This window comes from Jiella pacifica, assembly GCF_010500815.1.
GTDB lineage: Bacteria > Pseudomonadota > Alphaproteobacteria > Rhizobiales > Rhizobiaceae > Jiella > Jiella pacifica.
Map to the genome: position 1 here is coordinate 1 of NZ_JAAAMG010000006.1, position 25,778 is coordinate 25,778.

The following is a 25,778-nucleotide window of genomic DNA, read 5'->3' on the forward strand; positions in this document are numbered from 1 at the left end:
CTACAACTTCCGCCGCATCCTCGCTTGGCTGGAGCTTTTTGTCGCCTTCATCCAGATCGCGATCATCAGCCTATTCGGCACCCGTCAAACCGCCGACGCCGCTTGACGAGCTTTCTTCACGGACGACCTCGCCGCCCAGGTCTGACCGGGCGACGAAACGGCCGGCGCCGATGCAGCATCGGTGCCGGCGGCAGGCTCACTTCTTCTTGTCGTTCGACTGTGCCGTGGCGAACTTGCCCGGCACGGTCGACGGCACCGCGTCCTTGGCCTTCTTGTCGGCCTTCGGCTTGCGGGTTTCCTTGTTGCTGCGCATCTGGCCCTTGGCCATGGCTCTCATCCTCGATGGGGTTGCGATGGCAAGCGTTAGCATGGGGCGAAACGCAAGACGCGAGAATTTTTCGTGAGTGGCGGCGGCAGAAAGCTGCCGAGAACGATGGCCGACATACCGGCTCGTGAAGGCAGTCGAGCATCGGCGGGACGAATCCGATCCCATCGTCGCAGATGGAAACTATCGGCCCTCTCAAGCCGTTGTGAGCCACGAGAGGCTCGCCTGAAAGCGGACAACTGATCTGAGGCGCTGCGAACGTCCGGCACATCGCACTTCAGGTTGTTCGGGTGACGCGAAGTCGACCCTGCTCGCGCAACTGGAACGCAGGGGATGTGTGGTCGTAATCGAACCCGGTCGCCGGATCTTCGAAGAAGACCAGCGCGGCGCCGGGCTGGCGCTGCCTTGCGGGGACCTTGAGGCTCGCCGGCCGGTCCGAGAGCGCAAGCAGTCGGCGCATGTCATCTGGCGGTGGCCGCTATTGCCAATCGCATCTGCCGTTTCGATATCCGGGGTCAGCGACCGAGATTATGAGGACCCGACCCAGTGGATATTCAGCGCCTTCTCTCCGATTTCCTCGGCAGCCAGACGCAGGGCGGCTCGTCATCCCGCCGCGATCCCCATCGCGACGGTGACGGGTCGCGGCGCGGAAATTCGGGCGGCTCTCTGATCGATCAGGTCGGCGGCATACTCCAGGGACGAGGCGGTTCGATGGTGACCAGCGCCGTCGTCGGCGGTCTCGCCTCGCAGCTCTTCAAGAAGAAGCGCGGCAAGTCCTTCGGCGGCAGTGCGCTCAAGCTCGGCGGTGCCGCGCTGGTCGCCGGCCTCGCCTATAAGGCGTATCAGAACTACCAGGCGAAATCCGGGGCCACCGCCTTGCCCGGCGCCGAACCCGTGCGGAACCTGGCCCCGGCGCAGAGCCCCGACGAGGTGCCGGAGCCCCATGGCACCGCATTCATGCCCTCCGGCGAGGAGGATGATCGCGCCCGGCTGATGCTGTCGGCCATGATCGCCGCCGCCAAGGCCGACGGCACTATCGACGCCGACGAGGAGAATGCGATCTTCGGCAAGATCGACGACATGGACATGGCGAGCGACGAAAAGGCCCTCGTCATGGACGAACTCCGCCGCCCCAAGACAGTCGACGACCTCGCCTTGGAAGCGAAGACGCCCGAAGTCGCCATGGAAATCTACACCGCCTCGGTGCTGGCCATCGACGCCGACCACCCGGCCGAACGCGCCTATCTCGACCTCTTGGCGGCAAGGCTCGCTCTGCCGGCCGACCTCGCTCGGGAGATCAGGCAGACCGCGGGCGCGGAGTAGCAGGCGGCCACGGTCCCGCATCCGTCGTCACGGCGCTTTGCTGAACAAGGCTGATCGGCAGCATTCGACCCGTTGCGGCCGTTCATGCCAGGAAGTGACTGCTCTGAAAGCGGCCCCTTGCAGGTGGCTGTCGTCATCGATCACGTCTGTCGCAGCAGTCGAGTGCAGGACTGTTGGTTTGAGCCGGGATTTCACGACTGATTATAGTGAAGGGTTTCAGCTTGATGCAGTCCATCCAAAATCTTGTGGAGCGCGCAAGTAAGACCGAGCATGGCTTTAAAGATCTGGAAAAGGCGGCCGTTGAAGTGTGGGATACGGTTTCTGCGACCGAAGCCAAAAAACTGGCGTTTACTCTGTTACAGGTGAGCTTGCCGCAAGCGCGATGTATTGGAACATTCATTCTAGGGATGGCGGCAGCACGGTGTGATGACGCTTTAAAAGCTCTGAAGGAGCAGGCTCGCCGAGACAGCGACTGGCGCGTTCAAGAAATCATTGCGAAAGCATTCGATCGCTTCTGTGCAGATAGGGGATACGAAACCGCGCTTCCGGTCATCGGGGTCTGGTTGGCCGATCCTTCCGCCAACGTTCGACGGGCTGTAACGGAAGGTCTCCGGATATGGACGGGACGACCGTATTTCCGCGATCACCCCGAGGTTGCAGTTGATTTGCTCAGCCAGTTTAGAAACGACGACAGCGAATATCTTAGGAAGTCGGTCGGAAACGCCCTGAGAGACATCAGCAAGAGGCACCCCGAACTTGTCGTGCGCGCCGTTGCAGGATGGAATCTTGACGAGCACGGCACACGTCAGACCCATAAACTTGCGACCCGATTGCTCCAGTCGAGGCTGAGACAGCAGAGGATAGACGATGGAAAAGATGCGTACCAGTAATGCATTTCATCTATTCATAGGGCCGCCATATCGTGCAAATTTCTGGAATTTTTTAAGTTATATAAATACATGAATGCCCCTTCAGACAGAGATGGATTGCTTAAATCGATCGATTTAAACTTCGATAAACTTATCATCGAGCTGCGCGCCATCCCGTTGTCCGTGGTCGATGAACAGAGCCTGGAAGGACATGCGAAGGGAACACAGATGAGCGTTGCCAATCTCGCAGCCTATCTAGTCGGGTGGAACGAGCTGGTGCTAAAATGGCTCGACCGGGACGCAGCGGGCGAGCCGGTCGATCTGCCCGAAACCGGCTTCAGGTGGAATGAGTTGGGCCGGCTCGCTCAGAAATTCTATCACGACTATGAGGACGTCCCCTATCCGCAGCTTATCGAGCGTCTGGAGGCGGCGAAGGGGCGGATTGTGTCGTTGATCGAAGCCCATAGCAACGACGACCTCTATGGCCGCCCTTGGTATGGGAAATGGACGATGGGCCGCATGATTCAGTTCAACACGTCTTCGCCTTACGCGAACGCGCGCGGACGTTTGCGGAAGTGGCTGAAGACAAAGAGTGTGGCGTAGATATCGGGAATTACGCGGTTCCCCTTGAGCCTTTGCCACCATTCAGACCGGTCTTGGATGTGCTCATGACGACTTCCCACCCAGTGCAGACGAACATCCGAGCTGCCGCGCTCATATCTCATGCCAGCGGGCGAGGATGCTGACGCCTCCGCCCGCTGCACACATCCCGTTCTCGATGCCAAGCCAAAGGCTTGACGAAGATCAGGATTCGGAACCAGGAGTCATTTCCAATGCCTCCTGGTATCACCCCCGCTCGCCCGGCGAACGCTGATCGGAGAACGAGACCGCCGGCGCCGCCTTCGACCCACAGCCCCTTCGCGGCTTGCCCCGACATCGAAATCGTTGCACCTAGCTCCATCGCTGCGGCGCGGACGGGGGCCTTGCCACGTGACATCGGATCATCTGACGCGCGATCCGCGCCCGGCCCTGCGCCGTCCCGGCGTCTGGGGATGGATGGCCTTCGATTTCGCCGCCCAGCCCTTCTTCACCGTCGTGATCACCTTCGTCTTCGGGCCCTATTTCGTCTCGCAGCTGGCGAGTGACCCGGCGACGGGGCAGGAATGGTGGGCGTGGTCGGCGACGATCGCTGGCCTCCTCGTCGCGATCGGCTCGCCGTTTCTCGGCTCGGTCGCCGATCGGGCGGGGCCGCGCAAGCCGTGGATCGGGGTCTTCGCCGTCCTGAAGATATCGGCGCTCTGCCTGTTGTGGTTCGCGAGCCCCGGATCGTCGCTGTTCGTCGCCTCGCTACTCGTCGTCCTCGCCTCGATCGGGGCGGAATTTTCCATCGTCTTCAACGACGCGATGATCCCGCGGCTCCTGCGCAACGACGAGATCGGGCGGGTCTCCAACGTCGCCTGGGGTATCGGCTATGCCGGCGGCATCGTCTTCCTCGTCGTCGCGCTGGCCTTCCTCGCCGGCTCGAAGGAGACCGGCCTGACGCTGCTCGGCCTCACTCCCGCCTTCGGGCTCGACCCGGCGACGGGGGAAGGGGCGCGGGCGACGGCGCCGCTGGCGGCGCTGTGGTATCTCGTATTCATCCTGCCGATGTTCTTCCTGACGCCGGATCGGCCGCGCGGCGAAAAGGTCTCGGCGGCGATGCGCCAGGGGCTCGGCGATCTCCTCGCCACCTTCCGGGAGATCCGCGAGAGGAAACCGCTGTTCCGGTTCCTGATCGCCCGGATGATCTACCAGGACGGGGTCAATGCGCTGATCGTCCTCGGCGGCGCCTTCGCGGCCGGCATGTTCGGCTGGACGCTGACCGAGAGCGGCCTCTTCGGCATCATCCTCAACGTCGTCGCGATCCCGAGCTGCTTTGCCGCCGGGCTGATCGACCAGCGCTTCGGATCGAAGGCGGTGGTGGTGATCGCGATCCTCTGCCTGACTCTGGCGACCCTCGGCATCATCTCGACGAGCCCCGAGGCGACGCTGTTCGGCCTCCTGAGCTTCGCGCCGACCGAGCCCGGCGGCGGCCTCTTCGGCAGCGGCGCGGAAAAGAGCTACATCGTCTTCGGCCTGCTGATCGGCCTCGCCTTCGGGCCGATCCAGGCCTCGTCCCGCTCCTGGATGGCGAAATCGGTGACGCCGGAGGAGGCCGGCCGCTATTTCGGCTTCTACGCTTTCATCGGCCGGGCGACGTCGTTCCTCGCGCCCGCGGCGGTGGCCTTGACGACCCGCTACGCGGCGCAGGGCTTCGACCCGATCACCGCCTCGCGGATCGGCATGGCGAGCCTGATCGTGTTCTTCGTGGTGGGTCTCGTTCTCGTGCAGCGAACCGAAGGACCGCCGGAGACCGGCAGGGCCTAGAACAAGGCGGGACCGCCGAAGCGTGCCGGTTTCTCCGGCGCGGCGCGGGGCGACCTTTCCCTTTCGGAGCATGGCGCAGAAATTCGCACGGACGCAGATCGCTTGCAGCCGCCGCCCGCCGCCCACCGTGCCCGAAACCGATCAGCCGGAAAACTTGTTGTTCTTCGGAAAGCCCTTCGGCACCAGGCGGCCGGCCTGGGCGCGGTCGCCGCGCCATTCGAGCAGTTCGGCTTCCTGGCGCAGGAAGGCCCTGGAGGCGGAATCGGTCCAGGTGAGGCCCTCGGCCAGCTTGAACACCTTCACGTCCGAGACGCCGCCGTCCTTGTAGCGCTGCAGGCGCACGCCCTTGCCCCGCGCCATCTGCGGCACCTGGGAGAGCGGGAAGACCAGCAGCTTCCTGTTCTCGCCGACGATCGCCACCATGTCGCCGCCCGCAACCGTCACGGCAAAGCCCAGCCGGGCGGTTCCCGAGACGTTGACGAGCTGCTTGCCCTTGCGCGTGCCGGAAATCATGTCGGCCTCGGTGGCGACGAAGCCCGAGCCGTCGGTGGAAACGAGCAGCCGCTGACGCTCCGGATCGGCGACGAAGCCGGTGGCGATGTCGTCCTCGTCCTCCATCTCGACGGCGAGACGGATCGGCTCGCCCTGGCCGCGGCCCGACGGCAGCTTGTCGCCCGACAGGGTGAAGGCGCGGCCCCCCGTCGACAGGAAGATCAGCTTGTCGGTCGTCATTGCGTGGATGGCGAGCTTCAGCTTGTCGCCCTCGCGGAAACTCAGCGCCGACGGGTCGGTCAGATGCCCCTTCATGCCGCGCAGAAAGCCCTTCTGCGACAGGACGACCGTCACCGGCTCTTTTTCGATCAGGGCGACGGTGATGTCATCGAGATTGCGGCTCGGCGCGTCGGCAAAGCGGGTGCGGCGCCGGCCGAGCTTGGTCTTCTTCGAGAAGGTCTCGCGGACCTCTCGGACTTCGCCTGCGATCGCCGCCCATTGCTTCTCGCCCGAGGCGAGCAGCGCCTCCTTCTCGGCCTTCTCGGCGGTGAGTGCGTCGAACTCGCGGCGCAGCTCGAATTCCTCCAGCTTGCGCAGGGAGCGCAGCCGCATGTTGAGGATCGCCTCGGCCTGATTGTCGGTCAGCTCGAAGGTGCGCATCAATTCCTTCTTCGGCTCGTCCTCCTCGCGGATGATCCGGATCACCTCGTCGACATTGAGGAAGACGACGAGATAGCCCGAGACGATCTCCAGCCGCCGCTCGATCTGCCCGAGCCGGTAGCCCGTCCGCCGCTGCAGCACCTCGCGCTGATGGGCGAGCCATTCCGATAGCGCCTCCTTCAGCGACAGCACCTTCGGCACCTTGCCGCCGGACAGGACGTTCATGTTGAGCGGGATGCGGCTCTCGAAGTCGGTCAGCCGGAACAGCGATTCCATCAACAGTTCGGGATCGACCGTCCGGCTCTTCGGCTCCAGGACGACGCGCACGTCCTCGGCCGATTCGTCGCGGATGTCGGCGAGGAGCGGCAGCTTCCTCGCCTGCAGCAGTTCGGCGATCTTCTCGATCAGCCGCGACTTCTGAACCTGATAGGGGATCTCGGTGACGACCACGACGTAGTTGCCGCGGCCGGCATCTTCCTTCTCCCAGCGCGCCCGCACCCGGAAGGAGCCGCGACCGGTCTCGTAGGCCTCGCGGATCTGCGCCTGGCCGTCGACGACGACGCCGCCGGTGGGGAAATCCGGCCCCTGCACGAAGCGCAAAAGCTGGTCGGTGGTGGCGTCCGGATCTTCGATCAGCTTCAGCGCCGCGTCGCAGAGTTCGGCGGCGTTGTGCGGCGGGATCGACGTCGCCATGCCGACCGCGATGCCGGAGGAGCCGTTGGCGAGGAGGTTCGGGAAGGCGCCCGGCAGGACGACCGGCTCCCTGTCCTCCTCGTTGTAGGTCGGGCGGAAGTCGACCGCGTCCTCGTCGATGCCGCGCAAAAGCAGCGTCGCGACCTCGGTCATGCGGGCTTCGGTGTAGCGCATGGCCGCGGCACTGTCGCCGTCGACATTGCCGAAGTTGCCCTGGCCGTCGATCAGCGGATAGCGGACGGAAAAGTCCTGTGCGAGGCGCACCAGCGCGTCGTAGATCGCCGCGTCGCCGTGCGGATGGAACTTGCCCATCACGTCGCCGACGATGCGGGCGCATTTCTTGTAGGCGTCGCCCGGATCGAGGCGCAAAAGCCGCATGGCATGGACGATCCGGCGATGCACGGGCTTCAGCCCGTCGCGCACGTCCGGCAGCGCCCGGCCCATGATGGTCGACAGCGCATAGGCGAGATAGCGCTCCTCGAGCGCCGTCTTCAGGTCGATCGGTTCGATGTCGCCGCCGCTGCCAGGGGGTTCCGCTGCCTTGCCCATAAGGCCCGTCTATCGAAGGTCAAGACGAGGAACAAGACCGGAACGAAACGATCCCCGGCTTTTTTCCGTGATCCGCGGCGAAAACGAAATCGCAAGGCTTCGGGCCTGCCCCACCATTACACGTCTTCGTGCCGCCGGAATTGTGCGTAGATTGCCGGTTCCGACCGCGCTACGTCTCCGCGCGGGGCATGACCCACTCCGCGCCACGCGCCGGGCTCAACGCTGAAAGAAGGTACCTTATGTCCGCCAAGACTACCGTGTCCTTGACCACGACCGCCATCGCGCTGCTCTTCGGCTCGACCGCGGCCTTCGCCGCCGACGCGAACGCCTTTGGCGAGCGCCTCAAGGCCGTCGCAGCCGAGCAGAACATGACCCTCGCCTACGACAGCGCCTCCTCGGAAGGCGATGACGTCGTCCTGTCGGGGCTGACCGCCACGCCTGAGGGCGAAGAGCCCGCCAAGCTCGGCGACATCACCTTCGAGGACGTCACCGGCTCCACCGCGGAAGGCTGGAAGGTCGCGCGCGTCCCGATTGCCGACGTCGACGTCACCGAGGACGACACCCACACGACCGTCACCGGCATTTCGATCGAGGGCCTGGAACTCTTGCCGGCCGACCGCTCCAGCCTGCCGCCGGCCAAGCAGATGTCGGCGCTCTACTTCGACAAGGCCGGCATCGAGAGCCTTTCGGTCGAGGAGAAGGGCACCAAGGTGTTCGACCTGTCGGGCGCCTCGATCGAGAACACCATCAACGACGACGACACCTTCTCGTCGGACTTCGATTTCGGCAGCTTCAACGCCGACTTCTCCACCGCCGATCCCGAGACCGTCAAGACCATGGGCGATCTCGGCTACACCAAGATGAGCGGCGGCATCGAGGGCAGTGCCAACTGGGATCCGAAGACCGGCACGGTGACGCTCGACCCGTTCGAGATCGACGTCGAGAACGCCGGCAATCTCTCCTTCACCTACGAGATGTCCGGCTACACCCCCGCCTTCATCCAGTCGATGCAGCAGATCTCCCAACAGATGCGGCAGAACCCCGAGGCCGATCAGAACGGCGGCATGGCGATGATGGGGCTGATGTCGCAGCTGTCCCTCGGCTCGGCCGACATCACCTTCACAGACGATTCCCTGACCAAGAAGCTGCTCGACTACTATGCCGAGAAGCAGGGGACGACGCCGGACCAGCTCGTCCAGCAGGTCCAGGCGATGGTGCCGGCCGCGCTTGCCCAGCTGAACAACCCGGAGTTCCAGTCAAAGGTCAGCGACGCCGTTTCGACCTTCCTGAAGGATCCCAAATCGCTGTCGATCTCGGTCGACCCGGAGACCCCGGTTCCGGCGATGCAGATCATGGGCGCGGCGATGGGCGCTCCGCAGACCCTGCCGCAGGTGCTGTCGCTCGACGTGACGGCGAACGACGCGACCGGGGACTGAGGTTTCGGCGAAGGCGTGATCCGCAAGGCCGGCAGCCGGCTTTGCGGATCGCTTGGGCGAGACCGACGAACACCGCGGCGAGCGAGGACAAAGCGTCGATGTTCCGGCGCCCCGGAGTTCGTGGCCGCACATGGATTCTCGCGCCGGCCGGGCCTTACAGCGCCCGGCCGGCGTTTTATGTTCAGGCAGATCATCCCGGATTCCATCCACGGCATCGTCACGACGCAACGACGCTGCGGGATTCACTTAAGATCCGAAGGAGATCGCCATTTTCGGCCTGCCACCCGTTCCCGACGCCATTCTCGGCGGCATTCTTCTCGCCGCCATTGCGCTGTGCGCCGTGATCGTGCTCGCGCGGACGATCGGCCTCAGATCCTTTTCGAAGATGACCGCCTTCGACTTCATCATCACCCTGGCCACGGGCTCGCTGGTGGCGACCGCCGCCTCGTCCGTCGACTGGTCCGCCTTCCTCAAGGCCGTCGTGGCGATCGCAGCACTGATGAGCATCCAGGTCGTCCTCGCCTATGGCCGGCGCAACAGCCGGGCGGTGACGACGCTGGTCGACAACGAGCCGCTGCTTCTGATGCGCGACGGCGTCTTCATCGACGCGGCGATGGCTGAAAGCCGGGTCTCGCCCGGCGACGTCTATGCCAAGCTGCGCGGCGCCAACATTCAGGCGATGAGCGAGGTGCGCGCCGTGGTGCTGGAGACCACCGGCGACATCTCGGTGCTGCACGGCCACGACTTCGCGCCGGAACTGTTGCGGCACGTGCGCGGGGCGGAAAAGGCCGGACCTCGCCACGACGACGAAGCCAGAAGCGCGAGCAGCAAGGCCTGACGCGGGAGCACGGCTTCACCGGCTCGGGTATTCCAACTGCTCTTCACGCCTCACCGGCATTCATCCGCGCGGCGAGTTGACGGGGGGGACGCCGTGACGCACTGTCTCGCGACTTTCCGCGCGCCACTTGCCGAACCGACCAATGCCTCGGAGGCGCCCGATGGCCGACGCACCGCTCATCCTGACGCTCGGCCTCGACACGGCAAGCTTCGAGCGCCTCGACGCAATGCGGCGCCGGCACTTTCCACGAGAGCGCAATTTCATCCCAGCGCATCTGACGCTGTTTCACCATCTGCCCGGCGAGAAGGAGGAAGAGGTCGCGGCGACGCTTCGCGCCGTCACCCGCGAGGCGGCGCCGATCCCGCTCGCCGTCACCGGCCTGCGCTTCCTCGGCCGCGGCACGGCCTGCGAGATCGACGCCCCGCCCCTCGTCGCACTCCGGCGCGACCTCACTGCACGCTGGCGGAATGACTTGACGCGGCAGGACGCGCAAGGATTTCGCCCGCATGTGACGATCCAGAACAAGGTGCCCGGGGCCGAAGCGCGGACGACATTCGAGACGCTGCGGTCGGCGTTCTCGCCTTTCGAGGCGACCGGAACGGGCCTCATCCTCTGGCACTATCGTGGCGGCCCGTGGGAAGAAGCTGGCACGTTTCCCTTCGGCGGATGAAGAGTGCCCCGACGACTGGAGCCATTGACCGCCAGCTTCTTTTGGTTGTCTCATGCGGGAGATCAAGCAACCTAAGAGGGCACCATGCCCACCGGCCCGGCCGCACGCCGCCTCGATCCCGTCGCCCACAAGATCCCAGGCCGGCTGATACCGGGGCCGGGCAGCCCCGACGTCCTCATCGGCGGCCTGCCGGCCTGGCGCGCCCGCATCGATCGGCACGAATGCCGGCACGGCACGGGGGTCGTGATGGAGGGCTCGCCGACGGTGCTGATCAACGGCCAACCGGCCTGTCGTTTGGGCGACATGGTCGCAGAAGGATCGAACAGGCTGAATGCGATCACGGGCGGCTGTCAGTCGGTGATCATCGGCGATGCCCCGGGTACGAGCTCCGAGGCCTTCGGGCGGAACTCGCTGTCAGAGCGAGTGGAGCCGCGATCGGGAGACCCGTTCGAAACGCTTCACGATGCGATTGAGCAGGAAGCGGTCGATGCCATCGCCAACGACATTGTCGCAGGCAACATGGCGGCCGCCCACTGGAAGGCCGCCATCGCCGGTCTAAAACTCACGCTGCTGCCATCGAGCAGAGGCGAAGCAGCCATGATGGTCATCTCCGTCGGTGCTGGTGCGGCAGGCAAGATTGTCGGCACAGCGGGCCGGTTCCTGGCAAGAGTACCGCTGAGGCGGAAGGGGCTTGAACTCGTGGCGACCCGCTTTGGCACCAAGATCGAGAGACAGATGGCGAAACGCGGGTGGACAAAGGAAAGCGTCGAGGCGACGATCAATGCTCCGCACCGCCGGGAAGCGACGCACGACACGCGCTGGAAACCCGACGGGACCCGTGCCAGAGATAAAGCGACCGCCTATATCAATCGCGACGGAAGCTACGTCGTGCGCAATGATGCTACAGGTGACATCGTGCAGATTTCCGATCGCACGAACCCCGGCTGGTCATCACCCTTCTGAAAACGGCACGAGACCATGACGAACGATTACGTCACCTACGACATTTCCCTGCAGCGTCTCCGCCAATTGCAACAGCAGGAGCGCAGGATCGTCGGGATCGAGCGGCTGATCGTCGACGAAGAGGGTCGGGTCACGCCCGACCTGGATGGCATCGCGGATTTCTCGGACGCCAGCCGCGAGCAATCGCATGTCGCGGCTTGGCGCTTTCTCAAGATGTACGGCTCGGACCCGCACGAGAGGTTCGACTTCGTCGTCGAGTAAGGGAAAGGCGAGGAGCCCTACCCCTTCTTCTCCACCGGAGCCACCCGCAGTCCCAGCTCCCGCAGCTGCGCCGGGCTCGCCTCCGCCGGCGCCCCCATCAACAGGTCGAAGGCCTGCTGGTTCATCGGGAACAGCGCGATCTCGCGGAGGTTCTTGGCGCCGCAGAGCAGCATGACGATGCGGTCGATGCCGGCCGCCATGCCGCCATGGGGCGGGGCGCCGTATTGGAAGGCGCGGTAGAGGCCGCCGAAGCGCTCCTCGACGTCGGCGCGGGAATAGCCGGCGATCTCGAAGGCCTTGACCATCGTCTCGGGCAGCTGGTTGCGGATGCCGCCCGACGCGATCTCATAGCCGTTGCAGACGATGTCGTACTGGAACGCCTTGATCGACAGGGGCTCCTGGTTCTCCAGCGCCTCGATGCCGCCCTGGGGCATCGAGAACGGGTTGTGGGCGAAATCGACCTTCTTCTCGTCCTCGTCATATTCGTAGAAGGGGAAGTCGATGATCCAGGCGAGCTCGTAGGCGTCACGGTCGAGAAGGTTCAGTTCCTCGCCGACGCGGGTGCGCGCAGAACCGGCGAACTGGACGAATTTCTCCGGCCGGCCGGCGACGAAGAAGCAGGCGTCGCCCGCCTCGAGGCCGAGCTGGGTGCGAACCGCCTCTGTCCGCTCCTCGCCGATGTTCTTGGCGAGCGGCCCGGCGCCGGAAACCGCGCCGTTCTCTTCACGCCAGAAGATGTAGCCGAGGCCCGGCTGCCCTTCCCCTTGCGCCCATGAATTCATCCGGTCGCAGAAGGCTCTGGAGCCGCCGGTCTTCGCCGGAATCGCCCAGACCTCGACCTTCTCGTCATTCGCGATCATGTTGGCGAAGACCTTGAAGCCCGAGCCGGCGAAGTGCTCGGTCACGGCCTGCATCTCGATCGGGTTGCGCAAATCCGGCTTGTCAGAGCCGTATTTCTTCATGGATTCCGCATAGGGAATGCGCCGGAAGGTTTCCGAAACCTTTTTGCCGTCGGCGAACGTCGCGAAGACCTCGCGGATCACCGGCTCCATGGTCTGAAAAATGTCTTCCTGCTCGACGAAGCTCATCTCGACGTCGAGCTGATAGAACTCGCCATAGAAGCGGTCGGCCCGCGGGTCTTCGTCGCGGAAGCACGGCGCGATCTGGAAATAGCGGTCGAAGCCCGACATCATCAACAGCTGCTTGTACTGCTGCGGTGCCTGCGGCAGGGCGTAGAACATGCCGTTGTGGAGCCGCGAGGGCACCAGGAAGTCGCGCGCGCCCTCGGGGCTCGACGCGGTGAGGATCGGCGTCTGGAATTCGGTGAAGGCCGCTTCCTGCATCAAGGAGCGGATCTTGGCGATGATCTTGGTGCGCCGCATGATGTTCTTGTGCAGCGTCTCGCGGCGGAGATCCAGGAAGCGGTATTTGAGGCGGATGTCCTCGGGATAGTCAGGCTCGCCGAAGACCGGCAGCGGCAGTTCCTTGGCCGGCGAGAGCACCTCGATCTCCCGGGCGAAGACCTCGATCGCGCCGGTCGGGAGCTTGGCGTTCACCGTCTCGTCCGAACGCGCCTTCACCTCGCCGTCGACCCGGATCACCCATTCGCCGCGCACCGTCTCGGCGGCCTTGAAGGCGGGCGAATCGGGATCGACCACCACCTGGGTGAGGCCGTAGTGATCGCGCAGGTCGATGAACAGGAGGCCGCCATGGTCGCGGATGCGATGCGCCCAGCCGGACAGTCGCACGGTCTCGCCGACATTCTCCTTGGACAGGGCGGCGCAGCTGTGGGTGCGGTAGCGATGCATGGCTTGTCTCGTCGCGGCTGTTGGCGCCGCTTCGCGGTCCGGCGAGCGGGCGTGAAATCTCGGATTTGCGGCGGAAAAGCACATGGGCGCCCGGTGATGTCAAGGCCGGGCCTGCCGCTCGGCCGGGCGCCACACGCCCGTCGATCGCTCCGCAGTCGCAGGCACGGAGCCACGGTGTTTCGCGGAGAGGAAGAAAAGCCTTGCGCCGCTTCGCCGGCGAGGAACCGCACGCCGCCTGCCCTCACGCCGAAGGGCTCGACATCGAAGCGCGTATCGGATGCTTTGCGCCGCGAACGGCGTTTCGAGCAAGGCCTGCGATCCACATCGGTCAGGCCATCTGAATGAAATCGCATGTTGATTTGATCGGCAGCACCTATCAAGCCTAGCGATATGACAAGAAGACAGGCGATTCGGGTAACAAGACGGCCATGAACCAGATGAATTCCTCCCTTTGCGCATGCAACAGCGGGCTCTCTCCGGAAAGCTGCTGTGACATGGACAAGACTGCCGCAGCAGCCGTCGAGATTCCGGCGACCCTCAATGGCAACGTCGAAGCCGCCGCTTCGGCGCTGCGGTCCGGCGATCTCGAGCGGGCGGAACAACTGGTGATCGGCGTGTTGGAGAATGCGCCGCTGCACGTGCCGGCGCTGCGCACGCTCGCCGCAGTCCGGCTCGACCAGAAACGGCAGAACGCCGCCGCCGTGCTGCTCGAACGGATCGTCGGCGAGGAGCCGGCGGACTATTGGGCCGTCAGCAAGCTGGCGCTTCTGGAACTCGGACGGCACCAGAACCTGAAGGCCGAGGTGCATGCGCGGCAGGCCCTTCGGCTCGCTCCGACCAATCCGCAATCGCACAATCTGATGGGGGTCGCGCTGACCCAGACCGGCAAGGCGGCGGCCGGCGAATACCACCATCGCAAGGCGCTCGAGCTCTCCGGCAAGCGCATCCCGATGGTCTTGTCCAATCTCGCGCTGAACCTGAAGAACCAGGGCCGCATGCAGGAGGCGCGCGAGCTTTACCAGGAAGTCGTCGCGGCCGAACCGATGAACCGGCAGTCCCTGCTCGGCTGGGCCCAGCTCGAAGAGGCCGACCGCAATCTCGACAGGGCGAAGGAACTTCTCGACCGCGTCGAAGAGGTCAGCGCGCCGACGCCGGCGACCCGTCAGACCCGAGCCGCGATCCTCGGCCGGGAGGGACGCGCCGACGAGGCGCTGGCGATTCTGGAAGCCGAGGAAGAGCGGCAGCTCAGGCCGATCGAGTTGATGGAGCGCGGCCGCCTGCTCGACAAGACCGGGCGCTACGACGAGGCCTGGGAGGCGTTCCTTGCTAGCAAGCAGCGGGCCGTCGAAATGGGCGGCCAGACCTATCTCCGCAAGGAAGCCCGGGGCCTTGCCGACCAGCTCGAGCAGTTCTTCGCCCAAGAGCGCGTCGACATCCTGCCGCGCGCCGGCGTCCGCGCCGACGCCGCCCAGCCGATCTTCATTCTCGGCTTTCCCCGTTCGGGCACGACGCTGCTCGAACAGTCGCTGTCGGTGAGCCCACAGATCACCGCCGGCGACGAACTGCCGATCGTTCACGAGATCGTCGCGACGATGCCGCGGCTTCTGGCGAGCCCGCACGAATATCCCGGCGCGCTGGCCGAACTTTGGATGGGCGACAAGCGCGACGAGCTCGACAGCCTGCGCGACTTCTACCTGCAAAGGGCCCGGCAGCGAGGGCTCCTCGGTGGCGAGGCGCGCTTCTTCACCGACAAGATGCCGCTCAACGAGATGCATCTCGGGCTGATCGGTCTCATCTTCCCGCGCTCGCCGCTGGTCCACATGATCCGTCACCCGCTCGACATCATGGTCTCGGCCATGTCGAACTTCTTCACCCATGGCGGCTTCTGCGGCGCGCAGCTCGAAACCGCGGCCGAGCACCTCGTCCTGTCGAACAGCCTGGTCGCGCATTATCGCGCGGTGATGGATCTGAACTACAAGGCGGTGCGCTACGAAGACGTCGTCGACGACCAGGAGGCGACGATGCGCGGCGTCTTCGACTTCGTCGGCGTCCCCTTCGACCCGCGGGCGCTGAGCTTCGAGGAAAACGTCCGCTACGCCCGCACCGCGAGCTACGCCCAGGTCACCGAGAAGCTCTACGATCGATCGCGCTACCGGTATCGCCATTACCTCAAGCATCTGGAGCCGGCGCTGCCGATTCTGCAGCCGCTGATGGAGGAGTGGGGTTATGCGGTATAACGGCCTCGAAGGCTCGGCAAACCGCGATCAAAGGCCTGCGGCGTCCTTTCCCTGAAGCGCCGCAGCGGTGAATTGCGTCCTCGAACCGTCCGCCGATATAGGATGCACGACGTAATCTCCGGGTTAGTTGCGATCTGATCTGTTGCTTTTGAAACTATACTTCAAACTATCGAAGCCGCTGCCCACTGGCCTGCAATTTTCCTGCATCACCCTGTTGTATTTCATCATTTCTTCTTGGCAGCCCAGATTGCGCATGCTAGCGTAGCATTCATATTCGCCGCGCGGGCAAAGTGTGCCGCAAGTGAAACCGTTTCCTACCCGTAACCGTCCCCACATGGAGCGCCCACGATGGCAGGAGTAACCTTCGCTCATTCCTACCGACTGACGGGAAACCAAGTGGGGGCGCAGTTCACAGGCGCTCCAGTCTATGTGTACGACGATGATCAGGGCGGAGAATCTCTCACTATCTTCGGCGACATTAACCCGGACGATCTGTTCGTTCATTTATCGGTCGATCCTCCCGGCCAAAGATTTCCCGTGACATACGTGGGACAGACTTCTGGTGGTGTCATTGTCAATGACAGCACCTACGGGCGCCTTCTATACACAGACAATAGTTACACGAACGGCAGTACCATCAGCTATTCGACCAACGCCTACGCGTTTTGCTTCGCGCAAGGCACGCTGATCCGGACGCAGCGGGGCGACGTTCCGGTACAGGCTCTGGCCAAGGGCGACATCGCCGTGACCGCCTCCGGGACTGAGCGCGAAATCACCTGGATCGGCCGGCGCACGCTCTCGCTGAACGGCGAGATGGCCCATATGGCCCCGGTGCGCGTCCGCGCCAACGCCTTCGGGGCCGGCGTGCCCGAGCGTGACGTCTTCCTTTCGCCCGGCCATCCGGTGCTGGTGCGCCACAACGGCGCCGAGGTTCTCGTTCCGGTGATGAACCTCATCAACGGCACGACAATCGAGCGGACGTCGCTGGAGAGCGTGACCTACTGGCATGTCGAACTCGACCAGCACGACGTGCTTCTGGCCGATGGTCTGCCCGCCGAAAGCTTCTTCGACATGGGCTCGCGGGCCTGGTTCGAGAACGACCTCGACGACGTCCTCGCCAATCCGGATCTCGTGCCCGCCGGCCAGCATGGCCGCTGCCGGGAGGTCGCCATCGACGGACCGCTGGTGGAAGCGGAAAGGAAGCGACTCGCCGATCTGTTCTATTCCGAGCTCTCGGCCCAGTGTGCCTGGCCGGCTCAAGAGAGCTACGCCGCAGCCTGATCGGCAGATACGCCCGCGGCAACGACCAAGGCGGCGGCCGCGATCGGCCGGAATGGTCGCTGTGCGGCAAGGTCGGAACCGGCGAGACAAGGGCCGGCTTTCCCGACGCGGCGTGAAGGCGAATCACTCCGGCAGATCGGGGAGTGCTTGGCTTCTGAGGCATGTCCGGTGGCACGGACGTTCACCGGCGGACAGGCGGCAGCGGCCGGAACCGGCGGCCGACCGAAAGCGCCGCCGGGCGCGCCGACAGGCCGGTCTATCCGGGCGGTGAAGCGCGAGCATCGAACGACGTTCGCAGTCCATGCCTGACGCGGTGGCGGACACCCGCTCCATCGACGTTCGAAACGCGCGATGCTCGGGCGATGTGTCTCGACGGCTGCGGCCTTGCCTCGCGGTAGCCACGAGGAGCGACGAAGGTACACAAGGCACACAAGGCAATTGCTGATCCGCAATGCGCCATGCGATAGGCTCGCGCATAACCCTCCTTTGTCGCGTTGCAGCTCCGCCCCATGAACACCCGCCCGAACTTCGACGATTTCCTCGCTCTCAGACGGAGCGATCCGCGGCTCGCCCGGCTCACCCACGACGTCGCCCTGCCGCGATCACAAGGCGTCGAATTCGGGCCGGGCCCTCACCCCCTGCCCCTGCCCGACGGGCTCTCCGTCCGCTATGTCGACCTGGTGTCGGAGGACGCGGCGGGCGGCTCGGTCGACCATGTCTGGAACGGCAATGGCTCGCTCCTCGCTGCCATCGGCGAGGACAAGACCCGCGACTTCGCCATCGCCCGCCTCTTCGCCCATCGCGTGCCCAACCTTCTCGGATGGTTTCGCGGCGTCTTCGAAGCGCTGCGGCCGGGGGGTGTGCTCAACATGACGCTTCCCGACAAGCGGATGACCGGCGACGCCCTCAGGGCGCCTTCCACTCTCGGCGAGATCCTCGAGGCCGATCATCTCGGCCTAACGCGGCCGAGCTTCCGCCAATTCTTCGATCACCGCCGCCTCGCCGTCCCGCTCGGCCCCCAGCAATTGTGGCGCGAGCCCGTCGATCCGGCGCAGTTGACCGGCGCCGGCACCGAGGAAGCCCTCGCCTTCGCGCAGGAGGCGAGTCGCGACGGGGCGGATGCCGGCATCACATGTCATTGCTGGGTCTTCACCCCGCTGTCCTTTCTCGACCTCATCGAGGAGCTTTCCCGGGCCGGCCTGTTTCCCTTCGTCATCAGCCAGTTCGCGACCACCGAGCCGGGAAGCTCGGAGTTCTTCGTCTGCCTGCGGCACGATCATGCCACGGAGCCGGCAAGGCTCCTCGAACGCCAGACGGTCGCCATCGACCACGTGCGGAAGATCGCACTGGAACGCCGGCGGCGGGCGAAGCTGATGGCATCCGAGTGACGCAGAGCCGCATGGCAGGGCCCCGGTGTCTCACCCAGTGGCCAGTGGGGAAAGCTGGGGAGGCCCGCCGCTCGATCGATTGTGTGCGTCAAAAGCCTTTCGCTCGAAGATTTCTTCGGGCTAAAGAAGAATCATGCATCTGATCACCACCACGGCGGATCTCGCCGAGACCTGCCAGACCTTCGCGAAATCGGATTTCGTCACGGTCGACACCGAGTTCATTCGCGAGACGACGTTCTGGCCGGAGCTCTGCCTGATCCAGATGGCGTCTCCGGACGAGGGGGTGATCGTCGACCCGCTGGCGCCGGGCATCGACTTGTCGCCGATCTTCGACCTGATGGAAAATCCGTCGGTGCTGAAGGTCTTCCACGCGGCGCGCCAGGACATCGAGATCATCTACAAGCTGTCGGGCCGGGTGCCTGCGCCGCTTTTCGACACCCAGATCGCGGCGATGGTCTGCGGCTTCGGCGAATCGATCGCCTATGATCAGCTGGTGGCGCGGCTGTCCGAGGCGCGGATCGACAAGACGTCGCGATTCACCGACTGGCGCCGGCGCCCGCTCTCCGACAAGCAACTCGTCTACGCGCTCGCCGACGTCACCCATCTGCGCGACGTCTATCTGGCGCTGCGGGAGACGATCGAGGCGAGCGGCCGGGGAACCTGGCTCGACGAGGAGATGGCGGTGCTCGCCAACCCCGAGACCTACGACCTGCATCCCGAAGACGCATGGACCCGCCTGAAGCTCCGGGTCAAGAAGCCGATCGAGCTGCAGGTGATGAAGGAGGTCGCGGCCTGGCGCGAGCGCGAGGCGCGCGATGCCGACAAGCCCCGCGGCCGCATCCTCAAGGACGAAGCGGTCTACGAGATCGCCCAGCAGCAGCCCCGCGACGAGCAGTCGCTCTCCCGGCTGCGCACGCTCTCCAAGGGCTTCGAGCGCAGCGCCTACGGGCGCGAGGTGCTTGCCGCCGTCGAGCGCGCCTTCGCTCTGCCGAAATCGGCCTTGCCGTCCGTTCCACGGCCCCAGCAGCTCCCCGAGGGAACAGCCGCGGCGGTCGAGTTCCTGAAGGTCCTCTTGAAGATCGTCGTCGAGGAGGAGGGTGTCGCGGCAAAGCTCATCGCCTCCTCCGCGGATCTCGAGAAGCTGGCATCGCAGGGCGAGGAGGCGGACGTTCCGGCGCTGACGGGCTGGCGGCGCAAGCTCTTCGGCGAGCGGGCCCTCGATCTCCTGTCCGGGAAGGCCGGCCTCGTCTATCGCAACCGCCGGGTCGAGCTGCTGCCGATCACCTGAGACCGAAAGGCGCGGCGAACGCTGCTCGGGTTGCAGGTCGCGATCTTCGTCGAGACGGGCTTCGCGCCGCCGCCGATCTCGAATGGCGGAGGCTTCGGTGTCCGCGTCGATGACCTGACGATTCGGGCCGCGCCCGCGAGCGCCTGCTTAAAATTCGTGGGATCGGGCGAGACTGCTCCGGCAGACCCGCCGAACGGGGCACGCCTTCCGGCAGGACCTGCCCGAATGCAATCGGGCTTCATTCTCGGCGGGAACCCGTCGAGAATGAAGCCCGTGCTGGCAATCCCTCGCGCTTCAGCGCTGAGCGAGACGCTCGCTGCCCTGCTTGACGACGACCTTGGCGCCCATCGGGACACGCTCGTAAAGGTCGACGATGTCCTGGTTCATCAGGCGAATGCAGCCCGAGGAAGCGGCCGTGCCGATGGTCCACCACTCCGGCGTTCCATGCAGGCGGAACAACGTGTCCTTGCCGTTCTGGTAGAGGTAAAGAGCCCTCGCCCCGAGCGGATTGCTGAGGCCCGGATCCATGCCGTTGCGATAGGGCTCGAGTTCCGGCTTGCGATCGATCATCTCCGCCGGCGGAAACCACTTCGGCCAGTGCTGCTTGTCATTGACTTGCGCATCGCCAGCCCAGGAGAAGCCCTGGCGGCCGACGCCGATGCCGTAGCGCATCGCCATGCCGCCACCCTCGACGACGTAGAGGAAGCGGTTCGCCGTATCGACGACGACTGTGCCCGGATCGTATTGCAGGCCGTCGGGATAGGAGACGCGCTGGCGCAGAAATTGCGGGTCGATCTTGGCGGTCGGGATCGCCGGAAGCGAAAAGCCGTCGTCGACGGTGGCGCCGTAGCCGATCTCGTTGGTCGCGGCGAGGCTGCCGGCGTTGGCCAGATTGTCCGGCCCCGCATAGGCTGCCACCTGCGTGGTGGCCGGCGTGAGGCTGGCGCGACGCGGATTGTCCGCGCAACCGGCCAGCATCAACGCTGCGATCGCTGTGCCGATAGCCAAAGTGGTCTTGATCGTCATGACGGGTGCCAATCCGGTTGGGGTGTCTTGCTGGCTGCCTGGCCGAACCTGCGGCGAGAGCTCATCGGAACCTCTTCTCCGATAGGCCTCCTCAGGCAGCCGAGCAACGGCCGCATTGCAGCCTATCGTGGTTAAGAAAGAGTTTGTTGCGCTGCCGTCACAGTTGACCTGTGGCCCGCAAGCGACATCTCGGTCGCCGCAACGGACCCAAAGGTTCAGACCATGAACATCGGAGAGGCCTCACGCCAGTCGGGACTGCCGGCGAAGACGATCCGCTACTATGAGGAAGTCGGCCTGATCAAGCCGACGCGTGCCAACAACGGCTATCGCGACTATCGCGAGCGGGACGTGCACGTCCTGCGTTTCCTGCAGCGTTCGCGCTCGCTCGGCTTCTCCATCGCCGAAGCCCGCAAGCTCCTGTCGCTCTATGGCGACGAGAACCGTCACCGCGAGGACGTGCGCCGGCTGGTGACGCGCCGGATCGGCGAGATCGACCGCAAGATCGCCGAGCTCAACTCGCTGAAACGCGCCCTCGCAACGCTGACCGACCAGTGCGAAGGCGGCGACAGCCCCGACTGCCCGATCCTCGAGGAGATCGCCGGCGAACGCGTCGAATGATTCGCCGGAGGCGGCGGCGTTCCGACTTTCCGCTGCTTCGCCAAGATTTTCCGAGAAGGCATCCGGGCGGCAAGGGCGATCGCCTGGAGCCGGCGGCGACGAGGTGAGCCTGTGAGCCCGCACGGCATCGCGTTTCGGCCGCGATGGGTGGGAGCGAGCGGACCGTCGTTCTTCTTAAGCCACCCTAACTATCGCGATTCGTTTGCGTTTTGTTTCCGCCGCGAATAATTTCCCACGCATGCCACTCGTTTCGCCTTTTGCCCAGTATCCGCTGATCGACGGTCGCCAGTCCGAACGCGCCATGATGGTGCGCCGCGGCGTCCAGCGGATGATGCTCGCCCGCCAGATCGCCCTCCTGCCGGAAATGCCGCTCGCCTCCGGACGGCGCGCCGATCTCGTCTGCCTGTCGGAGAAGGGCGAGATCGCGATCGTCGAGATCAAGACCTCGATCCAGGACTTTCGGGTCGATCAGAAATGGCCGATCTACCGGCTGCATTGCGACCGGCTCTATTTCGCCACCCATCCGGGCGTGCCGACGGAGATCTTCCCACAGGAGTTCGGGCTGATCCTGACCGACGGCTACGACGCGGAAATCCTGCGCGAGGCGCCGCTGGAGCGGCTGGCACCGGCGACCCGCAAGGCGATGACGCTGAAATTCGCGCGGTTGTCGGCCAATCGCCTGCTGCAGGCCGAATGGGCGGCCAATCCCGCCGCCACGATGGACTGAGGCCGGCGGCTGCCTGCCGGCCTCAATGTCGCGGTCCTCTTCGTTCAGGAGCGCAGCGTCGCGCCCGTCGCCTTTTCGACCCCGGCAACGATCTTCGCCGACACCGCCTCCAGTTCTTCCTCGGTGAGGGTGCGCCCGCTCGGTGCCAGCGTCACCTCGATGGCGACCGACTTCCTCGCCTCGCCGAGCGCCGCGCCGGCAAAGACGTCGAACACCCGGACTTCTTTCACCAGCGCCTTGTCGGCCCCCTCGGCAGCACGGACGATACGGCCGGCCTCCACCTGATCGTCGACGACGAAGGCGAAGTCGCGCCGCACCGGCTGGAATGGCGAGAGCGTCAGCACGGGCTTGGTGCGCGTCGGCTTCCTCTTCGGCTCCGGCACCAGGTCGAGGAACACCTCGAAGCCGCAGAGCGGGCCGGTGACGTCGAGGGTCTTCAGTACCATCGGATGGAACTCGCCGAACTCGGCGATGACCACCTTCGGCCCAAGCTTGATGCGGCCCGAGCGGCCGGGATGGTACCAGTCGCTCGCCGGCGCCTCGATCGTCAGCTTTTCGGCCGGAAAGCCGACTGCCTCCAAAACCGCGAAGGCATCGGCCTTGGCGTCGAAGACGGAGACGGGCGCGGAGTTTCCGGACCAGAACCGTCCCGGCCCGTCCATGCCCGCCGTGCCCCGGCGGATGCCGCCGGCGACGCGCTTCTGGCCGTCCGGCGTGTCGGACTGGTAGATCCCCGCCACCTCGAACAGCGCCGTGTCGCCATAGCCGCGTGCGGCATTGCGGCCGGCAGCGGCGATCAGCCCCGGCAGCACCGAGGGGCGCATGTCGGAGAGATCGGCGGAGATCGGGTTGGCGAGCTTCAGCGCCGCATCGCCGCCGCCGAAGGCCTTCGCCTCGGTCTCGGAAACAAAGCTGTAGGAGACGCACTCGACCATGCCACGGGCCGCCAGCGCCCGGCGAGCCGAGCGGTCGCGGATCTGCGCCGTGGTCAGGATGCGGCCGTTCACGGCGGCATGGGAGGGCAGCGGCGCCGGCTTGATCTCGTTCACGCCGTGAAGCCGCATGACCTCTTCGACCAGATCGGCCTTGCCGTCGACATCCGGCCGCCAGCTCGGCACCGTGCAGACCAAGGCGTCACCCTCGCGATGGGGCGCGAAGCCGAGAACGGCGAGGATGCGCTCCTGCTCGCTGGCATCGACCGAAAGCCCGGTGAGGCGCGCGAACTCGGTCAGGGGCAGGCGGACTTCCTTCGGCTCGAAAGGGCGGACGCCCGCGACGACGCGCTTCGAGGCCGTGCCGCCACAGAGATCGAGCACCATCTGCGTCGCGAGATCGAGCCCGGGCTCCATGAAGGCGGGATCGACGCCGCGCTCGAAGCGATAGCGCGCGTCGGTGATGATGCCGAGCGTCCGGCCGGTGCGGGCGATGTCGAGCGGCTCCCACAACGCCGATTCGATCAGCACCTCTGTCGTTGCCGCGTCGCAGCCCGAATGCTCGCCGCCCATGACGCCGGCGATCGACTCGACGCCCTTGTCGTCGGCGATGACGCAGGTGCCCTCGGGGAGCTTGTATTCGCGCTGGTCGAGGGCGAGAATCGTCTCGCCCTCGGCCGCGTCCCGGACCTTCAGCCCGCCGGCGACCTTCTTCGCATCGAAGACGTGCAGCGGCCGGCCGCGGTCGAAGGTGAGGTAGTTGGTGACGTCGACGAGGGCGTTGATCGGGCGAAGGCCGATCGCCTTCAGCCGCTTCTGCAGCCATTCCGGCGACGGGCCGTTCGAAACGCCCGAGACACGCCGCAGCGCGAAGCCGAGGCAGGTGGCGCTCTCGACTTCGAGCCCGACGCCGACGTCGCCCTCGCCTTCGATCCGGGGCACCTCGGGCGTCTTCAGCCGGCCGAGACCGGCGGCCGCGAGATCGCGCGCGATGCCCGCGACGCCGGTTGCATCGGGATGGTTGGGCGTCAGGTTGATCTCGATCACCGGGTCGATCAGCCCGGCATAATCGGCATAGCGCATGCCGACCGGCGCGTCGGCCGGCAGGTCGATGATGCCGTCATGCTCCTCGGACAGTTCGAGCTCGCGTTCCGAACACATCATGCCGAAGGATTCGACGCCGCGGATCTTGCCGACCGCGAGCGTCGTGTCGATGCCCGGAACATAGGTTCCCGGCAGAGCCAGCACGCCGACGAGGCCTTCGCGGGCGTTGGGCGCGCCGCAGACGATCTGCAACGGCTTGCCATCGTTCACCTCCGGGCCGGCATCGACCGACAGCAGCTTCAGCCGGTCCGCATCCGGGTGCTGACGGGCGGAGACCACCCGAGCGATGCGAAAGGGTGCGAACACCGCGCGGTCGTCGACGGACTCGACCTCGAGGCCGATCATCGTCAACCGCTCGCAGATTTCATCGAGGCCCGCCTCTGTGTCGAGGTGATCCTTCAGCCAGGAGAGTGTGAATTTCATGGGTTCTAAGCTTCATTCGGTTCGAAACGGAAGAGAAGGTGGCCGGCAGGTGGCGATAGCCGGCCTGCCGGCTAGGGGGTCGGACGGGTGGTTCCCTTGGCGCTGTCGCTCCGCTTCCCTCCGGCTCGCACGAAGCGATAGGTGAAGAGCGCGACGACGGAGAACACGACATAGAGAAACAGGAGCGACGTCGTCGGCAGGGACGAGCCGAAGACGATCTTCTCGGCGACGAGCGGCACGACCACCCCGGTAAAGAACGAGGCGATGGCGGCCCCCGTCGGCGGCAGGAGCCGGTAGTAGAAGACGAACAGGCCGACCGTCAGGAGGACGATGATCCACCGGCCGATCGAGGCGATCATGCCCGTGACCGACAGGCTGAACAACACCCAGCCGAGAATGTCGACGACGAAGAGACCGACGATGGCGCCGGCGAGAACCGCGATGACGTCGAGGACGATGAGACGGGCGGGCATGAGGCGATTCCGCTTCAGGATTGAGAGTGACGATCTTGCGCTTCGAGCAGTCAGTTCCTTGGGACGCTCATTCCATCGTGCCCCGGCAAGTCGACGACGAGACAGCGGAATGGCAGCCTCTCCGGGAGGAAAGCCTGCACCGTCGGCTCATAGCGCTCGGGCCGATCCATTGCACCCAGATTGAAGAAGATCTCATCAGCCAGCCGGGTGTCCTCATAGGCGATCGGCGCCCCGCAGGTCTCGCAGAAGCTGCGGGCGACCGGGTCCCTGCCGTAACGCTTCCCCTCGCCACCCTCGAACCGGACGTCCCTGCGACGAAAGCCGACGAAGGCCAGGAACGGCGCACCGGAGGCGCGCCGGCAGTCCCCGCAATGGCAGATCGCCGCATAATGGGGATCGGCCGAGGCGGAAAAGCGGATGGCGCCGCAACGGCAGCCGCCGGTGTGGAGGGTGGCGGGGTCGTGGGTCATGACATCCGTTCGGTTTTCTTCGACCTATCGCCGCGGCGCAGAAACTTTACCAACCCCGCTCCTTGAAAAGCAGGCTGATGGCCAGCTTGCGGCGAAAATCGTCTCCGGCATCGATACCTTCGATGTCCTCGACGGCTTCACGAGCGACCGCGACGAGTTCCTTCGTCCTGGCGACTGAAAACATCCCCTTCATCGCCGGCATGTAGTCGGCGCGATGACGTTCGGCCTGCAACATCAAGAACGCCGCGCTGATTTGGCGCGTTCTCTCATCGACGCTGAAAGGCGGCCTTGCGAAGACGTTTCTCATCGGCCCGTGATCGAGGGCGCGATACACACGCTGATAGTCCTCCGATCCCTGATGAGCAGAGCGTGCCACATAGTCCGCACAGAGCTTCGCGACCGCGTGAAAGATGGCATAGTAAGCGGCACTGATCGCACGTCTGCGAAAGACGACGTTTCGCGCTCCCTCGCTCACAAGCAGGTCGGCAGCTTCCAGCATGCGTCCCATCGATCCGGGG

23 protein-coding genes and 1 pseudogene are annotated in these 25,778 nt (G+C 65.1%); 16 read left to right on the forward strand and 8 right to left on the reverse strand.

Going from position 1 to position 25,778, the window contains the following annotated elements:
* Positions 1 to 196: 196 nt before the first annotated feature.
* Positions 197 to 328, reverse strand: coding sequence for a hypothetical protein (locus GTK09_RS27785; protein WP_281353353.1), 132 nt, complete (start codon positions 326 to 328; stop codon positions 197 to 199).
* 241 nt (positions 329 to 569) lie between these two features.
* Here GTK09_RS27785 and GTK09_RS27405 point away from each other — a divergent pair.
* From GTK09_RS27405 to GTK09_RS08925, 5 genes and pseudogenes are all read left to right on the forward strand, one after another.
* Positions 570 to 749: pseudogene (locus GTK09_RS27405) on the forward strand (hypothetical protein); the annotation flags it as partial.
* A 122-nt stretch (positions 750 to 871) separates the two neighbouring features.
* The gene (locus GTK09_RS08910; protein ID WP_163462810.1) at positions 872 to 1,648 is read left to right on the forward strand and encodes a tellurite resistance TerB family protein; all 777 of its coding nucleotides are present in this window, start codon (positions 872 to 874) and stop codon (positions 1,646 to 1,648) included.
* Between the two features lie 224 nt (positions 1,649 to 1,872).
* Positions 1,873 to 2,538 (forward strand): DNA alkylation repair protein, encoded by a 666-nt coding sequence (locus tag GTK09_RS08915; protein WP_163462811.1) that lies wholly within the window; start codon positions 1,873 to 1,875, stop codon positions 2,536 to 2,538.
* A 69-nt stretch (positions 2,539 to 2,607) separates the two neighbouring features.
* Entirely contained in the window at positions 2,608 to 3,120 is a 513-nt protein-coding gene (locus GTK09_RS08920; RefSeq protein ID WP_163462812.1) for a ClbS/DfsB family four-helix bundle protein, read from the forward strand.
* A gap of 387 nt (positions 3,121 to 3,507) precedes the next feature.
* Positions 3,508 to 4,923 carry an MFS transporter gene (locus GTK09_RS08925; RefSeq protein ID WP_376767965.1) on the forward strand — a complete coding sequence of 472 codons (1,416 nt, stop codon included), beginning with the start codon at positions 3,508 to 3,510 and terminating at the stop codon, positions 4,921 to 4,923.
* 141 nt (positions 4,924 to 5,064) lie between these two features.
* Here GTK09_RS08925 and parC read toward each other — a convergent pair whose 3' ends face one another.
* Positions 5,065 to 7,317, reverse strand: coding sequence for a DNA topoisomerase IV subunit A (gene parC / locus GTK09_RS08930; protein ID WP_163462813.1), 2,253 nt, complete (start codon positions 7,315 to 7,317; stop codon positions 5,065 to 5,067).
* 239 nt (positions 7,318 to 7,556) lie between these two features.
* On the opposite strand from parC, the gene GTK09_RS08935 reads away from it, so the two are divergent.
* The 5 genes from GTK09_RS08935 (at position 7,557) to GTK09_RS08955 (ending at position 11,485) form a co-directional block, all read left to right on the forward strand.
* Positions 7,557 to 8,753, forward strand: coding sequence for an aq_1923 C-terminal domain (locus GTK09_RS08935; RefSeq protein ID WP_163462814.1), 1,197 nt, complete (start codon positions 7,557 to 7,559; stop codon positions 8,751 to 8,753).
* 340 nt (positions 8,754 to 9,093) lie between these two features.
* Complete coding sequence (locus GTK09_RS08940; protein WP_203560952.1) at positions 9,094 to 9,591, forward strand: DUF421 domain-containing protein; 498 nt, start codon at positions 9,094 to 9,096, stop codon at positions 9,589 to 9,591.
* Positions 9,592 to 9,751: 160 nt separating this feature from the next.
* Positions 9,752 to 10,261: a 2'-5' RNA ligase family protein gene (locus GTK09_RS08945; protein ID WP_163462815.1), complete on the forward strand. Its 510-nt coding sequence runs from the start codon at positions 9,752 to 9,754 to the stop codon at positions 10,259 to 10,261.
* Positions 10,262 to 10,345: 84 nt separating this feature from the next.
* Complete coding sequence (locus tag GTK09_RS08950; protein ID WP_163462816.1) at positions 10,346 to 11,224, forward strand: colicin E5-related ribonuclease; 879 nt, start codon at positions 10,346 to 10,348, stop codon at positions 11,222 to 11,224.
* A gap of 15 nt (positions 11,225 to 11,239) precedes the next feature.
* Entirely contained in the window at positions 11,240 to 11,485 is a 246-nt protein-coding gene (locus GTK09_RS08955) for a hypothetical protein (RefSeq protein WP_163462817.1), read from the forward strand.
* Positions 11,486 to 11,502: 17 nt separating this feature from the next.
* Here GTK09_RS08955 and aspS read toward each other — a convergent pair whose 3' ends face one another.
* Positions 11,503 to 13,293, reverse strand: a complete 1,791-nt coding sequence (gene aspS / locus GTK09_RS08960) for an aspartate--tRNA ligase (protein ID WP_163462818.1) — start codon at positions 13,291 to 13,293, stop codon at positions 11,503 to 11,505.
* Between the two features lie 494 nt (positions 13,294 to 13,787).
* Between aspS and GTK09_RS08965 the strand changes: the two genes are divergently transcribed.
* The 4 genes from GTK09_RS08965 (at position 13,788) to rnd (ending at position 19,487) form a co-directional block, all read left to right on the forward strand.
* Positions 13,788 to 15,530, forward strand: coding sequence for a tetratricopeptide repeat-containing sulfotransferase family protein (locus GTK09_RS08965; RefSeq protein ID WP_246217801.1), 1,743 nt, complete (start codon positions 13,788 to 13,790; stop codon positions 15,528 to 15,530).
* A 348-nt stretch (positions 15,531 to 15,878) separates the two neighbouring features.
* The gene (locus GTK09_RS08970) at positions 15,879 to 16,811 is read left to right on the forward strand and encodes a Hint domain-containing protein (protein WP_163462820.1); all 933 of its coding nucleotides are present in this window, start codon (positions 15,879 to 15,881) and stop codon (positions 16,809 to 16,811) included.
* A 509-nt stretch (positions 16,812 to 17,320) separates the two neighbouring features.
* On the forward strand, positions 17,321 to 18,199 hold the full coding sequence (locus GTK09_RS08975) for a hypothetical protein (RefSeq protein WP_163462821.1): 879 nt from the start codon (positions 17,321 to 17,323) through the stop codon (positions 18,197 to 18,199).
* Between the two features lie 139 nt (positions 18,200 to 18,338).
* A complete protein-coding gene (gene rnd, locus GTK09_RS08980) occupies positions 18,339 to 19,487 on the forward strand; it encodes a ribonuclease D (protein ID WP_163463030.1) in 1,149 nt (382 codons plus the stop codon).
* 294 nt (positions 19,488 to 19,781) lie between these two features.
* On the opposite strand, the gene GTK09_RS08985 is transcribed toward rnd, so the two are convergent.
* Entirely contained in the window at positions 19,782 to 20,513 is a 732-nt protein-coding gene (locus tag GTK09_RS08985; protein WP_163462822.1) for a L,D-transpeptidase, read from the reverse strand.
* A gap of 222 nt (positions 20,514 to 20,735) precedes the next feature.
* Here GTK09_RS08985 and cueR point away from each other — a divergent pair, with 222 nt between their 5' ends.
* Together cueR and GTK09_RS08995 are read left to right on the forward strand one after the other, a co-directional pair.
* Positions 20,736 to 21,131: a Cu(I)-responsive transcriptional regulator gene (gene cueR / locus GTK09_RS08990; RefSeq protein ID WP_163462823.1), complete on the forward strand. Its 396-nt coding sequence runs from the start codon at positions 20,736 to 20,738 to the stop codon at positions 21,129 to 21,131.
* 238 nt (positions 21,132 to 21,369) lie between these two features.
* Entirely contained in the window at positions 21,370 to 21,858 is a 489-nt protein-coding gene (locus tag GTK09_RS08995) for an MmcB family DNA repair protein (protein ID WP_163462824.1), read from the forward strand.
* A 44-nt stretch (positions 21,859 to 21,902) separates the two neighbouring features.
* Here the strand turns inward: GTK09_RS08995 and pheT are convergent, their stop codons facing one another.
* The 4 genes from pheT to GTK09_RS09015 form a co-directional block, all read right to left on the reverse strand.
* Positions 21,903 to 24,317, reverse strand: coding sequence for a phenylalanine--tRNA ligase subunit beta (gene pheT / locus GTK09_RS09000; protein WP_163462825.1), 2,415 nt, complete (start codon positions 24,315 to 24,317; stop codon positions 21,903 to 21,905).
* A 71-nt stretch (positions 24,318 to 24,388) separates the two neighbouring features.
* Complete coding sequence (locus tag GTK09_RS09005; RefSeq protein WP_163462826.1) at positions 24,389 to 24,790, reverse strand: hypothetical protein; 402 nt, start codon at positions 24,788 to 24,790, stop codon at positions 24,389 to 24,391.
* 50 nt (positions 24,791 to 24,840) lie between these two features.
* Positions 24,841 to 25,260, reverse strand: coding sequence for a GFA family protein (locus GTK09_RS09010; RefSeq protein ID WP_163462827.1), 420 nt, complete (start codon positions 25,258 to 25,260; stop codon positions 24,841 to 24,843).
* Between the two features lie 46 nt (positions 25,261 to 25,306).
* Positions 25,307 to 25,759: a hypothetical protein gene (locus tag GTK09_RS09015; RefSeq protein WP_163462828.1), complete on the reverse strand. Its 453-nt coding sequence runs from the start codon at positions 25,757 to 25,759 to the stop codon at positions 25,307 to 25,309.
* Positions 25,760 to 25,778: the final 19 nt, after the last annotated feature.

What these genes read in the sequence shown, in the direction of transcription:
- GTK09_RS08965 (WP_246217801.1), top strand. Translation starts at nt 13,788, where the DNA reads ATGGACAAGACTGCCGCAGCAGCCGTCGAGATTCCGGCGACCCTCAAT.
- GTK09_RS09010 (WP_163462827.1), bottom strand. Translation starts at nt 25,260, where the DNA reads ATGACCCACGACCCCGCCACCCTCCACACCGGCGGCTGCCGTTGCGGC.
- GTK09_RS08995 (WP_163462824.1), top strand. Translation starts at nt 21,370, where the DNA reads ATGCCACTCGTTTCGCCTTTTGCCCAGTATCCGCTGATCGACGGTCGC.
- GTK09_RS08970 (WP_163462820.1), top strand. Translation starts at nt 15,879, where the DNA reads ATGGCAGGAGTAACCTTCGCTCATTCCTACCGACTGACGGGAAACCAA.
- GTK09_RS08945 (WP_163462815.1), top strand. Translation starts at nt 9,752, where the DNA reads ATGGCCGACGCACCGCTCATCCTGACGCTCGGCCTCGACACGGCAAGC.
- GTK09_RS08985 (WP_163462822.1), bottom strand. Translation starts at nt 20,513, where the DNA reads ATGACGATCAAGACCACTTTGGCTATCGGCACAGCGATCGCAGCGTTG.
- GTK09_RS09005 (WP_163462826.1), bottom strand. Translation starts at nt 24,790, where the DNA reads ATGCCCGCCCGTCTCATCGTCCTCGACGTCATCGCGGTTCTCGCCGGC.
- GTK09_RS08915 (WP_163462811.1), top strand. Translation starts at nt 1,873, where the DNA reads ATGCAGTCCATCCAAAATCTTGTGGAGCGCGCAAGTAAGACCGAGCAT.
- GTK09_RS08920 (WP_163462812.1), top strand. Translation starts at nt 2,608, where the DNA reads ATGAATGCCCCTTCAGACAGAGATGGATTGCTTAAATCGATCGATTTA.
- GTK09_RS08935 (WP_163462814.1), top strand. Translation starts at nt 7,557, where the DNA reads ATGTCCGCCAAGACTACCGTGTCCTTGACCACGACCGCCATCGCGCTG.
- GTK09_RS08950 (WP_163462816.1), top strand. Translation starts at nt 10,346, where the DNA reads ATGCCCACCGGCCCGGCCGCACGCCGCCTCGATCCCGTCGCCCACAAG.
- GTK09_RS09015 (WP_163462828.1), bottom strand. Translation starts at nt 25,759, where the DNA reads ATGCTGGAAGCTGCCGACCTGCTTGTGAGCGAGGGAGCGCGAAACGTC.
- aspS (WP_163462818.1), bottom strand. Translation starts at nt 13,293, where the DNA reads ATGCATCGCTACCGCACCCACAGCTGCGCCGCCCTGTCCAAGGAGAAT.
- cueR (WP_163462823.1), top strand. Translation starts at nt 20,736, where the DNA reads ATGAACATCGGAGAGGCCTCACGCCAGTCGGGACTGCCGGCGAAGACG.
- GTK09_RS08975 (WP_163462821.1), top strand. Translation starts at nt 17,321, where the DNA reads ATGAACACCCGCCCGAACTTCGACGATTTCCTCGCTCTCAGACGGAGC.
- GTK09_RS08955 (WP_163462817.1), top strand. Translation starts at nt 11,240, where the DNA reads ATGACGAACGATTACGTCACCTACGACATTTCCCTGCAGCGTCTCCGC.
- pheT (WP_163462825.1), bottom strand. Translation starts at nt 24,317, where the DNA reads ATGAAATTCACACTCTCCTGGCTGAAGGATCACCTCGACACAGAGGCG.
- GTK09_RS27785 (WP_281353353.1), bottom strand. Translation starts at nt 328, where the DNA reads ATGGCCAAGGGCCAGATGCGCAGCAACAAGGAAACCCGCAAGCCGAAG.
- parC (WP_163462813.1), bottom strand. Translation starts at nt 7,317, where the DNA reads ATGGGCAAGGCAGCGGAACCCCCTGGCAGCGGCGGCGACATCGAACCG.